Origin of the sequence: Actinomadura barringtoniae (genome assembly GCF_017573505.1) — a bacterium.
Taxonomy (GTDB): domain Bacteria; phylum Actinomycetota; class Actinomycetes; order Streptosporangiales; family Streptosporangiaceae; genus Spirillospora; species Spirillospora barringtoniae.
This window is the reverse complement of the sequence record NZ_JAGEOJ010000032.1, coordinates 40,866-53,380: the sequence shown is the minus strand read 5'-3', so window position 1 is coordinate 53,380 and position 12,515 is coordinate 40,866. Positions and strand designations below refer to the sequence as shown.

At 70.7% G+C, this 12,515-nt stretch carries 12 protein-coding genes; 9 read left to right on the top strand and 3 right to left on the bottom strand.

Annotated features, from left to right (window positions below; all coding sequences use genetic code 11):
* Window positions 1–48 precede the first annotated feature (48 nt).
* Complete coding sequence (locus J4573_RS49125) at window positions 49–807, top strand: SGNH/GDSL hydrolase family protein (protein ID WP_208263348.1); 759 nt, start codon at window positions 49–51, stop codon at window positions 805–807.
* Window positions 808–882: 75 nt separating this feature from the next.
* On the opposite strand, the gene ku is transcribed toward J4573_RS49125, so the two are convergent.
* Complete coding sequence (gene ku, locus J4573_RS49120; protein ID WP_208263347.1) at window positions 883–1,761, bottom strand: non-homologous end joining protein Ku; 879 nt, start codon at window positions 1,759–1,761, stop codon at window positions 883–885.
* Between the two features lie 113 nt (window positions 1,762–1,874).
* Here ku and ligD (J4573_RS49115) point away from each other — a divergent pair, with 113 nt between their 5' ends.
* The 7 genes from ligD (J4573_RS49115) to J4573_RS49085 all read left to right on the top strand — a co-directional run bounded on the left by ligD (J4573_RS49115) (window position 1,875) and on the right by J4573_RS49085 (window position 7,269).
* Entirely contained in the window at window positions 1,875–2,849 is a 975-nt protein-coding gene (ligD, locus tag J4573_RS49115; protein ID WP_208263346.1) for a non-homologous end-joining DNA ligase, read from the top strand.
* 90 nt (window positions 2,850–2,939) lie between these two features.
* Window positions 2,940–3,839, top strand: coding sequence for a non-homologous end-joining DNA ligase (gene ligD, locus J4573_RS49110; protein WP_307797516.1), 900 nt, complete (start codon window positions 2,940–2,942; stop codon window positions 3,837–3,839).
* A gap of 108 nt (window positions 3,840–3,947) precedes the next feature.
* Window positions 3,948–5,330, top strand: a complete 1,383-nt coding sequence (locus tag J4573_RS49105; RefSeq protein ID WP_243774829.1) for a dihydrolipoyl dehydrogenase family protein — start codon at window positions 3,948–3,950, stop codon at window positions 5,328–5,330.
* A gap of 25 nt (window positions 5,331–5,355) precedes the next feature.
* Entirely contained in the window at window positions 5,356–5,553 is a 198-nt protein-coding gene (locus J4573_RS49100) for a hypothetical protein (protein WP_208263345.1), read from the top strand.
* Between the two features lie 122 nt (window positions 5,554–5,675).
* Window positions 5,676–6,296, top strand: a complete 621-nt coding sequence (locus J4573_RS49095; protein WP_208263344.1) for a TetR/AcrR family transcriptional regulator — start codon at window positions 5,676–5,678, stop codon at window positions 6,294–6,296.
* 308 nt (window positions 6,297–6,604) lie between these two features.
* A complete protein-coding gene (locus J4573_RS49090) occupies window positions 6,605–6,838 on the top strand; it encodes a DUF3107 domain-containing protein (protein ID WP_208263343.1) in 234 nt (77 codons plus the stop codon).
* Window positions 6,839–6,978: 140 nt separating this feature from the next.
* A complete protein-coding gene (locus J4573_RS49085; protein ID WP_208263342.1) occupies window positions 6,979–7,269 on the top strand; it encodes a GlsB/YeaQ/YmgE family stress response membrane protein in 291 nt (96 codons plus the stop codon).
* 101 nt (window positions 7,270–7,370) lie between these two features.
* Here the strand turns inward: J4573_RS49085 and J4573_RS49080 are convergent, their stop codons facing one another.
* Together J4573_RS49080 and J4573_RS49075 are read right to left on the bottom strand one after the other, a co-directional pair.
* Window positions 7,371–9,401, bottom strand: coding sequence for a protein kinase domain-containing protein (locus tag J4573_RS49080; protein WP_208263341.1), 2,031 nt, complete (start codon window positions 9,399–9,401; stop codon window positions 7,371–7,373).
* Window positions 9,398–10,207: a hypothetical protein gene (locus tag J4573_RS49075; protein ID WP_208263340.1), complete on the bottom strand. Its 810-nt coding sequence runs from the start codon at window positions 10,205–10,207 to the stop codon at window positions 9,398–9,400. Before J4573_RS49075 ends, J4573_RS49080 begins: the two co-directional genes overlap by 4 nt.
* Before the next feature lie 605 nt (window positions 10,208–10,812).
* Between J4573_RS49075 and J4573_RS49070 the strand changes: the two genes are divergently transcribed.
* Window positions 10,813–12,294 (top strand): DEAD/DEAH box helicase, encoded by a 1,482-nt coding sequence (locus J4573_RS49070; protein ID WP_208263339.1) that lies wholly within the window; start codon window positions 10,813–10,815, stop codon window positions 12,292–12,294.
* Window positions 12,295–12,515: the final 221 nt, after the last annotated feature.

Here is a 12,515-nt window from a genome sequence, read left to right as displayed (position 1 = left end):
CACTCCCGCTTGGCCTCCGCGTTCCGGCAGGTCATTAGCATGGTCACCATGGCGTGGAAGCGATACGTGGCAATCGGCGACTCGTTCTCGGAGGGTCTCGGCGACCCGTACCCGGACGGCGGCTGGCGCGGCTGGGCGGACCGTACGGCCGAGGCGCTCGCCGCCCGCTCGGACGGCTTCTCCTACGCCAACCTGGCGATCCGCGGGCGCCTGCTCGACCCGATCATCGACGACCAGCTGCCCGCCGCGCTCGACATGCGGCCCGACCTGGTGTCGATGTCGGGCGGCGGCAACGACATGCTGCGCCCGGGCGCGGACGTGGACGGGCTGGCCGGCCGCCTGGACGAGGCCGTGGCGCGGATGCGCGCCGCCGGGGCGGACGTGGTCCTGTTCACCTCCGCCGACCCGGTCCTGGTGCCGGTGATCCGGCTGACCCGGGGCCGCCTCCAGGTGTTCAACGACCATCTGCGGCTCATCGCGGCCAAGCACGGCGCGTACGTGGTCGAGCAGTGGCAGATGGAGGTGCTCCGCGACTTCAGGCTGTGGCTGCCCGACCGCCTGCACATGGGGCCGGAGGGCCACCGGCGCGTGTCGCTGGCCATGCTGGAGGCGCTCGGCGTGCCCGCCGACGACTGGCACGAGCCGGAGCTGGAGCCGCTGCCCGAGCTCAGCCGGGGCGCACGCAGGCTGTGGAACGCCCGCTGGGCGCGCGGCTACTTCGCCCCCTGGATCGGCCGCCGCCTCACCGGCCGTTCGTCGGGCGACACCGTCACCGCCAAACGCCCCACCCTCACCCCGATCGCGTAACCGCGCCGATCTTGCTCTGAGCGCCCTTTCCACCGGCCCGTAAGGGCGCTCAGAGCAAGATCGGCGTGAAGTGGGTCAGGCGGACTTGCGGGTGCGGGGCTTGGCGGCCGTCTTCTTGGCCGCGGTCTTGGCGGGCGCCTTCTTCGCGGCGGTCTTCTTGGCGGCGGGCTTCTTCTCGCCGCGGCTCTTCTTGGCGGCCTCGACGCTGGCGCGCAGCGCGCTGAGCAGGTCGGCGGCGGGCTCCTCGCCCTCCTCGGCCTCGGGCTTGGCGACCTCCTTGCCCTCGATCTTGGCGTCGATCACGGCCTGGAGAGCCTCGCGGTAGGCGTCCTTGTACTGGGACGGGTCGAACTCGCCCTCCATGGACTCGATCAGCGAGGTGGCCATGGCGAGCTCCTGCTTGCGGATCTCGATGTCCTCTTCGAGAAAGGGGAAGTCCGGCTCGCGGATCTCGTCCGGCCACAGCATGGTCTCCAGAACGAAGATCCCGTTCCGTACGCGCAGGGTCGCCAGCGACTCGCGCTGGCGCAGCGCCACCTTCACGATCGCGACCTGGCCGGACTGCTCCAGGGCCTCGCGCAGCAGCACGTACGGCTTGGAACCGGTCCCGTCGGGCTCCAGGTAGTAGGACTTGGCGAAGTAGATCGGGTCGACCTGGTCGTCCTCGACGAACTCCAGCACGTCGATCCGCCGGCTGGTCGACAGCGGCAGGTCGGCGAAGTCCTCGTCGGTCAGCACCACGATCTCGCCGCCGGGCAGCTCATAGCCCTTGGCGATGTCGGAGTACGGCACCTCTTCGCCGTCGACCGTGCAGACCCGCTTGTACTTGATCCGTCCCGCGTCCTTGCGGTGCACCTGGTGAAAGGAGACGTCCCGCTGCTCGGTCGCCGAATAGACCTTCACCGGTATCGTGACCAGCCCGAAGGAGATCGCGCCCTTCCAGATACTTCGCATGATCTATCCCTACCCAGAGGCATCTTCCCCTTAGCATCGCCATCTCGTTCGATTTGTGCCAGATCAGGCCGTAGATCCTTTTCCTTGGAGCGGGGTCAGGGTATGACGCGTCTATGACCATGCCGTGGCCGGTCGAGCCGATGATGGCCGACTCCGGGGACCTCCCCCCTGACTCCGAACGCTGGGGCCTGGAGCTCAAGTGGGACGGCGTCCGCGTCATCGCCTATGTCTCCTCCGACGGGGTGCGGGCAAGCGGGCGCCGCACCAACGACCTGGCCGGACGCTACCCAGAGCTGTCCGGCCTCGCCGATCTGCTGCCCCATCACGATGTGATCCTGGACGGCGAGGTGGTGGCGTTCGAGGACGGGCGCCCGAGCTTCGAGCGCCTGCAGCGGCGCATGCACGTCCAGCATCCCGATCAGCGGTTGATCCGGGAGGTCCCGGTTCGATTCGTCGTTTTCGACCTGCTTTTCCTAGATGGACACCTTCTGTTCGATATCCCGTACGCGGACCGGCGGGCACTCCTCAACGACCTGGAACTGGCCGCGTCCGGTCCGGTCGAGGTGCCGCCGTATCTGCACGCGGGGGACGCCGAGCAGGTGGCCGAACTCGTCGAGTTCACCAGGGAGCAGGAGCTTGAAGGCCTCATGGCCAAACGGCTCGACTCCCCCTACCGCCCGGGCCGCCGCGTCGACTTCTGGCGCAAGGTGAAGAACTTCCTCACCCGGGAAGTCGTCATCTGCGGCTGGAAACCCGGCAAGGGCCGCCGCGAGGGCGGCGTCGGCTCGCTGTTGCTCGGCGAGTACGACCCCAAGGGCCGGCTCGTCTTCATCGGGCACGTCGGAACGGGCTTCACCGACCGCGCCCTGGACGAGCTCTACCGGTTGCTGTGGCCGCTGCGCCGCGACACCAGCCCGTACGACGAGGAGGTGCCCCGCGAGTTCTCGCGCGACGCCCAGTGGGTCGAGCCTCGGCTGGTCGGGGACGTGGCCTACGCGGTGGAGACCAGGGACGGGCGGCTGCGCTTCCCGTCCTGGCGGGGCCTCCGCGACGACAAGGACCCGCGCGAGGTGACCGGTGACGCCTGAACGACCGGTGACGCCTGAACGAGGGGCCATGAACAGGTGAGCGAGGAGCCATGACCAGGAGCGAGGAGCCATGACCAGGGGGGTGGCTCGGTGAGCCCCAAGAAGGTGAGCGTGACGGTCGAGGACCGGGAGCTGACGCTCTCCAACCTCGACAAGAACCTCTATCCCGAGTTCACCAAGGGCGAGGTCATCGACTACTACGTCAAGATCGCCCCGGTGATGCTGCCGCACCTGGAGAACCGCCCGGCGACCAGGATCCGCTACCCCGACGGCGTGGACGGGACCAAGTTCTTCGAGAAGAACGCCCCCGGGCACACGCCTGACTGGATCCGCAAGGAGACGATCCCGACGCCCGGCAGTGCCAGCGGTCGCGACCACCTCGACTTCATCGTGATCGACGACCTGCCGACGCTGGTGTGGTGCGCCAACATGGCCGCGCTGGAACTGCACATCCCCCAGTGGAAGGTCGGGCCGCGCGGCGGCATCCACAGCCCCGACCTGATGGTCTTCGACCTGGACCCGGGCGCCCCGGCGAGCGTCGTGGAGGCCTGCCGGGTGGCGGTCCTGCTGCGCGAGCTGCTCGCCGAGGACGGGCTGGAGTCCTATCCCAAGACCAGCGGCAAGAAGGGCCTGCACCTCTACGTTCCGATCAAGGAGAGCGACCGGACGTCGGAGTACGCCAAGGAGGCGGCCGAACGGCTCGCGGGCTCGAACGGTGACCTGGTGGTCAGCCGAATGGAGCGCAGGCTCCGCAAGGGGAAGGTCTTCGTCGACTGGAGCCAGAACAATCCGGCCAAGACGACCGTCGCGCCGTACTCGCTGCGCGCCGCCGAGTCCCCCGGCGTCTCGACGCCGGTCACCTGGGACGAGGTGGAGGCCTGTGCGAGCCCGGCGGATCTGAGGTTCGGCCCGGACGAGACGCTGGCCCGCGTGGACGAGCACGGTGACCTTCTGGCACCGATCCTGGACAGCCCGCAACCCCTCCCCTGACGCTCCTGTCAGGGAATGAGTGCCGTATGTGTTCGAATCGGCACTCTCCGGCATCGTTTTCCGTCACCATGGAGTGCGGGGACACGACCGGTGCGGAGGGAAGAACAGTTGTCGCAGAACCATCGCTTCGACGTCGTGGTGCTGGGCGGGGGGACCGCGGGCGAGCTCGTGGCGTCCGGTCTCGCGCAGGCGGGACGTGACGTCGCGCTCGTAGAGAACCGCCTGGTGGGCGGGGAGTCCCCGTACTTCGCCGACCTGCCGTCCAAGTCACTGCTGCTGTCGGCCAGGCGGGGTGAGACCTGGGAGCTGGCGACCGCGCGCCGCGACGAGGTCACCGCCCATCTGGACGACGACGGGGCCGTGGCGCGGCTGGCCGAGGACGGCGTGACCGTGCTGCACGGCTGGGGCAAGATCGTCGGTCCCGGCGTGATCGAGGTCGACGGCGTGGAGCACGGCTTCACCGACCTGGTGATCAGCACCGGCAGCCAGCCCAGGATCCCCGACGTGGACGGCCTGGCCGAGGCGCCCACCTGGACCAGCGACGAGGCGCTGTCGGTGCCCGACCTGCCCCGGCGCCTGGTGGTGCTGGGCGGCGGCCCGGTCGGCTGCGAGCTGGCCCAGGTGTACGCGGCGTACGGCTCCCAGGTCGCGATCATCGAGTCGGCCGGGCGGCTGCTGACCGCCGAGGCCCCGTTCACCGGCGAGATCCTGGCCGACGCGCTCCGCCGGATGGGCGTGGACCTGCGCCTCGGCGCCGAGGTCGCCCGGGTCGAACGCACCGACCTCGCCCTGCGGCTGTGGCTGTCGGACGGCGGCACGCTGGAGGCCGACCGGATCCTGATCGCCGCCGGGCGCCGCCCGCGTACCGAGGGGCTGGGCCTGGAGGAGCTGGGCGTCGCCCTGCTCCCCGGCAGCGGCCTGCCCGTCGACGAGACCTGCCAGGTCGCCGCCGCCACCGGCGAGGGCGCCCTGCTGCCGGGCGTGGCCCCCGAGGCCCAGGCGGTCTCGGGCCAGGGCGGGATCTGGGCCGCCGGGGACGTCACCGGCGTAGCCCGTACGACCCACGCCGCCCGCTACCAGGCCCGCGTGGTGATCTCCAACGTGCTGGGCAAGCGCCGGGAGGCCGACTACCGGGCTGTCCCGCGCGTCGTCTACACCACGCCGACCGTCTACTCGGTCGGCGTCAGCCCCCGCCAGGCCGAGGAGCTGGGCATAGAGCTGCTGGTCGCCGGGTATGACCTGGCCTCGACGGCCAGGGCGGCCGTGGAGGCCGACGACCGGGGGCGCGTCGAGCTGTACGCCGACCGCTCCGGCGGGCTGCTGATCGGGGCCGCCGCGGTCGGGCTCTACGCTGAGGAGTGGATGAGCGAGATCGCGCTGGCCATCCGGGCGGAGACGCCGCTCAGCGTGCTCACCGATGTCGTCCACGCCTTTCCGACGTACGGTGAGTCCATCGAAGCACCGCTTCGGGAGCTGGCCGAGCGACTCTGAAGCGCCTCTGAGGGGAGGACGCACGATGAGCGAGACGAGCGGTCCGGAAGAGGATCTCAGGGGCATCGAGACGCCCGAGGAGGACGCGGCCGAGCAACTGGCGGACGCGGCGGGCGAGGACGAGGGTCCCGAGTGGCCCCAGCAGATCCCGTTCGACGCGGACGAGGCCGATGTGGCCGAAAACGCGCGTCAGGTGAGGCTGGATGAGGACGATTATCGCTGACCGAGTCGCATCGCCTGGTGCTTTGTTAGTGACCAGCGAGGTTACCGGCGCGTAGGATGATGGGATTGATTCCCCGCGGCGGGTACCCCCACCGCCGCACTGAACGGTGATCGGAGAGTGTGGTGACCGCGACCCCGGACGCCCGCCCCCGTGGCACGAGACTGCCGCGACTGGCCAGGCGCAAGCAGCTGCTCGGCGCGGCCCAAGAGGTGTTCGTCGCCCAGGGCTACCACGCCGCTGCCATGGACGAGATCGCCGAACGCGCCGGCGTCAGCAAGCCCGTGCTCTACCAGCACTTCCCGGGCAAGCTGGAGCTTTACCTGGCGCTGCTGGACGAGCACGCCGAGGCCCTCGTCAAGGCCGTGCGCGACGCGCTGGAGTCCACCACGGACAACAAGCTGCGGGTACAGGCGAGCATGCAGGCGTTCTACGACTTCGTGGCCGGCGACGGCGAGGCCTACCGGCTGGTCTTCGAGTCGGACCTGCGGAACGTGGCCCCCGTGCGGGCGCGCGTGGAGCGCGCCAACCAGCAGTGCGCCGAGATGATCGCCCAGGTGATCGCCGAGGACACCAACGCGCCGAACGACGAGGCCCACCTGCTGGGCATGGGCCTGGTCGGCATGGCCGAGGTGAGCGCGCGCTACTGGCTGTCCCAGCACCGCGCCATCCCGAAGGACACGGCCGAGAAGATCATCGCCAGGCTCGCCTGGCGCGGCATCTCCGGCTTCCCGCGGACCGGCTGAGCCGCACGAGCTGAGATCCAATACGTCATGAAGTCCGCCTCCGCACCAGCGGTGGCGGACTTTGTGTTCAGCTCCGGGCGAAGGACCGCATCCGCGAAATCGATGATCCGCATGCGACCATCGGAGGAGCATGTTCTTCCGGGCGCCGGCCAGCCGTCACGCGAGCGCGCTACCTGAGCGGGTGACGAGCCGAAGGCGAAGCCGCCCGCTCAGATCGCGAAGCGATGTCGCGCTCGCCGCTTTCGCGGTTCGGACCCGAGCCGCCAGGCGAGGGTCGGAGGCCGTGAGAGCAATGAAAGGAGCATCAGGTGCAGGTTCGGATCGGGGTTCAGTTCGTGCCCAAGGAGCTCGTCGTGGACACCTCGCAGAGCGCCGACGAGGTACAGCAGGCGCTCGCGGAGGCGCTGCAGGCCGAGCGCGGCGTCTTCGTGCTCAAGGACCAGCGGAACGGCCGGGTCGTCATCCCCGCCGACCGGGTGGGCTACCTGGAGATCAGCGAGGAGGAGGGCCGGACCGTCGGCTTCGGCACCCAGTACACCTGAGCCGGGCCGGGCGCCCCGAGCTGCGGGGCCGACCGGGCGCCTGAGCAGGGCTTTGTTTAACCGCCGAGAGGCGGGCATACCGATCGCCGACCGAACGGGCCGCTCAGGCGGCCCCGGACGACAACGGATGGTGATCGACAATGCTCGCGACGATTCTCTGGTTCATCATCGTCGGTGCTGTCATCGGTGTACTCGCCAGGCTGATCGTCCCCGGCCGTAACCCCATCGGCCTCCCCTTGACGATCCTGGTCGGTATCGCCGGCGCGATTCTCGGCGGCATGGTGGCGACCGCGGTGGGCGCCGGGACCCTCCTCGCCTTCCTGTTCTCGCTGCTCATCGCCGCCGGTGGCGTGATGCTCCTGACCGGGGGCACCAGCCGTGGCGGCTGGAAGGGCCGTCGCCGGTGGGGCAGCCGCCGGCACACGTTCTGACCCCTCATAGAGGCCCCTGACCCCTCAGGGGCACCCCGCTCGGAAACCCCCGGCCACCCCTGCAGCCGGGGGTTTCCTTGTGCCCTGAGACTTGCCCTGCCCTAGGGCTTGGCCGTCGCCTGGCGCAGAATCTCCGGGCGCAGAACGTCGCCGAGCTGCGCGTACGGCAGCTTGGCGTACGGCGAGGCCCGATTGCAGGCCATCGAGTAGCCGAGCGTGAACATCGGCAGGCCGATCTCGCCCCTGCCCGGCGCCAGAAAGATCTTGATGTACCCGCCGTCCCGGCCCTCGCGGTCCTTGAGGTCCTTGGCGACCTGGGACCAGTCCGGCGCCGGGTGCTCCTCGCCCCGGCAGGTCGGGTCGCCGGAGACCAGCCCGGCGCGCATCAGCCGGTCGCCCAGCGCCCGTACCCCGCTCACGGTCACGGCCTCGGGCCGGAGAAGATCCGGGGCCTTCAGCTCCCGGCCGGTGGTCAGGTCGACCGTCACCTGGAACGGATAGACCGTGTTCCGCTGACCCTCCTGGGGCCGATAGCGAACCGACATCAGGCGCGGACCGCTCAGCCCGGTCTCGTAGGTGAGGGCCGCGGTGTACGGCTTGGCGGGATTCTTGGAGCCCATGAACGAGGCCGTGTCGGTGTGCACGTCCGTGGCCCACTGATCGGCCGGGGCGCGCAGGACCTTGTTGACCTTGGCCTCGAGCGCGGCCGTCGCCAGCCCCGACACCACCGGATAGCGCAGCGAGACATTGGTAGTGGGAGCGTTGAACGTCTTGCTCGCGCTAGCCAGGCGGTAGCTGAACTGCGGCGCCGCGGTGGCACGCCCCTTCGGGTCCGAACCTCCGGAATCAGCCGCGTAAACACCCGCTCCGCCCGCCGCCACCGCGGTGGCAACGGCCGCCGCCGCGATCTTGCCCCCCGTCCCCGCAAGAAGCCCAGCAACCCCCGTACCCCCACCCGCCGCACCGCTGCCTGCCGCGCCACTCGCCGCGCCACCGGCAGCCGCGCCACTGCCGGCTGCGCCACCCGCCGCGCCACCGCCCACAGCACCGCCAGCGGCGCCACCGCCCGCCACGCCACCGCCCGCAGCGCCGCCCGCAGCGCCTCCGCCCGCAGCGCCGCCGACAGCCGCACCACCTGCCGCACCACCGCCCGCTGCGCCGCCTGCGGCAGCACCACCACCCGCCACGCCGCCCGCGGCGCCTCCGGCAGCCGCGCCACCTGCTGCGCCTCCGGCGGCGAGTCCGGTTGCGGCGCCCGTGCCGAGTGCGGCGGCGCCTAGGGGGAAGAGGGCTGCCAGGGCGGCGGCGGCCAGGGCCAGGCCGCGCAGGCCGCGTGCTTCCCAGCTGGGGCCGTACGCGGCGCTCGCGGCGGTCTCGAGCTCGCGGACGAAGGCGGCGGCGCCAGGCGGGCGTTCGGCGGGGCTCTTGGCCATGCCCCGGGTGATCAGGTCGCGGAGGCCCTCCGGCACGGCCTCGGCAGGGATCGGCTCGGTGCGGTGGCCGGCGGCGCTGCCGTACGGGCGGCGGCCGGTCACGCACTCGAAGAACACGCAGGTGGCGGCGTAGACGTCGGTGGCGGTGGAGGCGGGCCGCCGGTCCCACTGCTCGGGCGCCATGTACGCGGGGGTGCCGCCGGCCGCGCCCTCCCCCGCCGACGCCGCGATCCCGAAGTCGATCAGCTTGCTGACGCCGTCGGGCTGGACGACCACGTTGGCGGGCTTGTAGTCCCTGTGCACGACCCCGATGCCGTGGGCGGCGGCCAGGCCCAGCAGGGAGCCCTTGAGGACCGTGAGGGCCGCCTCGGGCTCCATGGCGCCGTGTTCGGCCAGGACCTCCTTGAGCGAGACCCCGTTCACGGCCTCCATGACCAGCGCCGCGGCGCCCTCCTCGCCCGTGACGAAGCGGTAGAGCCTGACCACGTGCGGGTCGTCGACCCGGCCCAGCATCAGGGCCTCGCCGCGCAGCCGTTCGATGTCGCGGGGATCGGCGTCCGGGGGGAGGTACTTGATCGCGACCGGCGTGCCCGCGGTGGCGTGCCGGGCCAGGACGACGCGGCCCTGGCCGCCCGCGCCCAGCTCCCGTACTTCGGTGAAGCCCTCGACCCGCCAGGCGCGGGCTGAGGGCTCGCTCACTTCTGGCCCGCGGCGGCCTGCAGACGGGGGTAGAGGTTCTTGTCGATGAAGTCCTTCACCTTGTCGTAATTGGCGGTGAAGGTGAAGTTGTTGCAGTCGGTCCCGGTCGTCGACCAGATGATCTCCAGACCCTGGTCGGTGAACAGGAACCCGGCCGAGGGCGGCACCTCGACGGGGTCTTCCTTGTCCTTGCTGGGGAAGAAGTTCTTGCGCTCCAGGTCGCCGAGGTCGCAGTCCTTCCAGTCGTTCTTCGGACCGGACAGGGTGTCCCAGAGCTTCTTCAGCCTGTCCTTCTCCAGGCCCTTGGAGCCGAAGACGTCGTCGGCCGTCAGCGCCTTGCCCGCCTTGACGTCCACGGTGACGGGCACGGTCGGCAGCCCGCCCTCGCCGTCGAAGCAGGGGACCATCTGGATGGCGTTGGACTCCGAGACCAGGTCGTCGCCGCGCAGGCCGAGCCGGACCTTGGTCTGGATGATGCTCGACTTGCCCTGGCACTCCTTCTTCTGGTCGTCCGTAAGGGTGCCGCCCGCCCACTTCACCGCCCAGTCCAGCGGCGCGTGCAAAGCCTGGTTGACCTTCCCGGCGGCGGTCGCGTCGGACAGGCCGGCGATCTTGGCGTACTCGGCGTCCTTCAGCGTCACGTGCTGGTCGGGGTGCGCGGTGTTGTCGGTGACGACGAGGACGCCCTTGTCGGGCACGTCCGGCCCCTTCTTGTCCGAGGACGAGCAGCCGGTCAGCAGCCCGGCCACCAGCCCCGCCACCGCCGGAACGGCCAGCACGCCCCGCGGTCTGAGCCTCGTCCGCATCCGTCCGTCCTCCTCGCCGATCCCGGCCGTTCGACCCGGCCGATCTTCACAAGCCGCACAATTCAGGCGGGTCCCAGGATGGCAGGATCTTCGGCCGGATGTGGCCGGTCGCACTCGGACGTCTTTTCTCAGGAGCCTCAATCGCCTCTGTGCAGGGGGTTTTCGGCCGGTCTCCCGGCAACCTTGCGGGCCCGGCATGGAATAGGACGGAAACGGGAACCGTTGAGACAGGTGATCGGCTATTGGTGTATGGAATCAACGGTCGGTACACTGCGTCGCGGAGTGTGACCGCACGCAGCCACCATGAGTGACTGCTTTCAACCCCTGACTGCGGTCGCCGAGAAATTTGACTGACGGCTGGTCCCTCCCGCGCGAGCGCGCGGCCATAGGAAGCGACCGGCGGGTGAGCCCCACAGACGGGGACCTGCCGGCGCGGACTGTGTCCTTGTACGGCCTGGACGACCCGATTCCGGCGGAGCCGGGGCCGGAGCCGCGCCGCACCGGGGAGCGAGGACCCCGCACTTTGGAGGCTGAAAGCCCTGGCTACCTTTCGTGAACTCGGGGTCGTACCCGAGATAGCCGATGCACTCGAAACCGAGGGCATCGTGGACGCATTCCCCATCCAAGAGCTCGCCCTGCCGATCGCGCTGGGCGGCCACGACATCATCGGACAGGCCCGCACGGGCACCGGCAAGACGCTCGCCTTCGGCGTGGCGCTGCTGCAGCGGATCACGCACGGCGGCAAGAAGCCGCAGGCTCTGGTCGTCGCGCCCACCCGTGAACTGGCCCTTCAGGTCACCGACGACCTCCTGGTCGCCGGCGGCAAGCTCGGCACCCGCGTGCTGTCGGTCTACGGCGGCCGCGCGTACGAGCCCCAGATCGAGGCGCTGCGGGACGGCGTCGAGGTCGTCGTCGGGACGCCCGGACGGCTGCTCGACCTGGTCAAGCAGAAGCACCTGGACCTCTCACAGGTCGGCGTGCTGGTGCTGGACGAGGCCGACCGCATGCTGGACCTGGGTTTCCTGCCCGACATCGAGCGGATCGTCGAGCGGATCCCGGCGCAGCGGCAGACCATGCTGTTCTCGGCGACCATGCCCGGCGAGATCGTCGCGCTCTCGCGCAAGTACCTCACCCGGCCGACCAACGTCCGGGCCGAGTCGCACGCCGAGTCCGAGGCGACCCCGCAGGTCGTCCAGCACGTCTTCCAGGCCCACCAGATGGACAAGCCGGAGATGGTCGCCCGTCTCCTGCAGGCCGAGGGCCGTGGGCTCACCATGGTCTTCTGCCAGACCAAGCGGGCCTGCGACCGGGTCGCCGCCGACCTGGCCGGACGCGGTTTCGCCGCGGCCGCCGTGCACGGCGACCTCGGGCAGGGCCAGCGCGAGCGGGCGCTCCGCGCGTTCCGTAACGGCAAGATCGACGTGCTGGTGGCCACCGACGTGGCGGCCCGCGGACTCGATGTCGACGACGTCACGCACGTGGTCAACTACGAGTGCCCCGACAGCGCCGACACCTACGTCCACCGGATCGGCCGCACCGGCCGGGCCGGCAAGGAGGGCGTGTCGGTCACGCTGATCGACTGGGCCGACCTGACCCGGTGGAAGCTGATCAACTCCACTCTCGACCTGCCCTTCGCGGCGCCGGAGGAGACCTACTCGACCTCCGAGCACTTCTTCGCGGCCCTCGGCATCCCCGCCGGCACCACCGGCAAGCTGCCGAAGGACCAGCGTGGCGAGCGCGCCGGGCTGGACGCCGAGGAGCTGGAGGACATCGGCGAGACCGGCAAGACCCGTTCACAGGCTCCACGCGAGCGTGACCGCGATCGCGACGCCGGCCGGGACCGTTCCCGCCCGCGCCGCAAGCGCAGCCGCACCCGTACCCGCGGCGGCCAGCCCGTCGAGGCGGGCGCCGAGCAGGCCGAGCCGGGCAGCACCAAGGCCGCCACCGCCAAGGCGGCCGGGAAGAACGAGGGCGCCGCACCGGCGTCCGGCGAGGGCGAGGCCAAGCCGGCTCGTTCCCGCACCCGCTCCCGCCGCCGCACCCGCGGTGGCAAGGCCGCCGAAGCCACCGAGGCGACGACGGCCTGATACCCGTGGCCCATCGGGCACCCCCACCGGGTGCCCGGGCCGCGAACCCTGCCGGGCGCCCTTACCGCGCCCGGCCCGCTGCGAGATCACGCACCACGCCGTGATCTCGCAGTTCTCGTTTCCGGACAACGTCGGCGGCGAACGGCTGCAGGCAGCGGTCCGCGCGGCCCCGGCTCTCGTTTCCGTCCCGGCTCTCGTTTCCGGCGCCGGAACATGTGAAT

Coding starts and splice junctions, on each gene's coding strand:
- ligD (WP_208263346.1), top strand. CDS start 1,875: ATGACCATGCCGTGGCCGGTCGAGCCGATGATGGCCGACTCCGGGGAC.
- J4573_RS49075 (WP_208263340.1), bottom strand. CDS start 10,207: ATGCGGACGAGGCTCAGACCGCGGGGCGTGCTGGCCGTTCCGGCGGTG.
- J4573_RS49085 (WP_208263342.1), top strand. CDS start 6,979: ATGCTCGCGACGATTCTCTGGTTCATCATCGTCGGTGCTGTCATCGGT.
- J4573_RS49125 (WP_208263348.1), top strand. CDS start 49: ATGGCGTGGAAGCGATACGTGGCAATCGGCGACTCGTTCTCGGAGGGT.
- J4573_RS49100 (WP_208263345.1), top strand. CDS start 5,356: ATGAGCGAGACGAGCGGTCCGGAAGAGGATCTCAGGGGCATCGAGACG.
- ku (WP_208263347.1), bottom strand. CDS start 1,761: ATGCGAAGTATCTGGAAGGGCGCGATCTCCTTCGGGCTGGTCACGATA.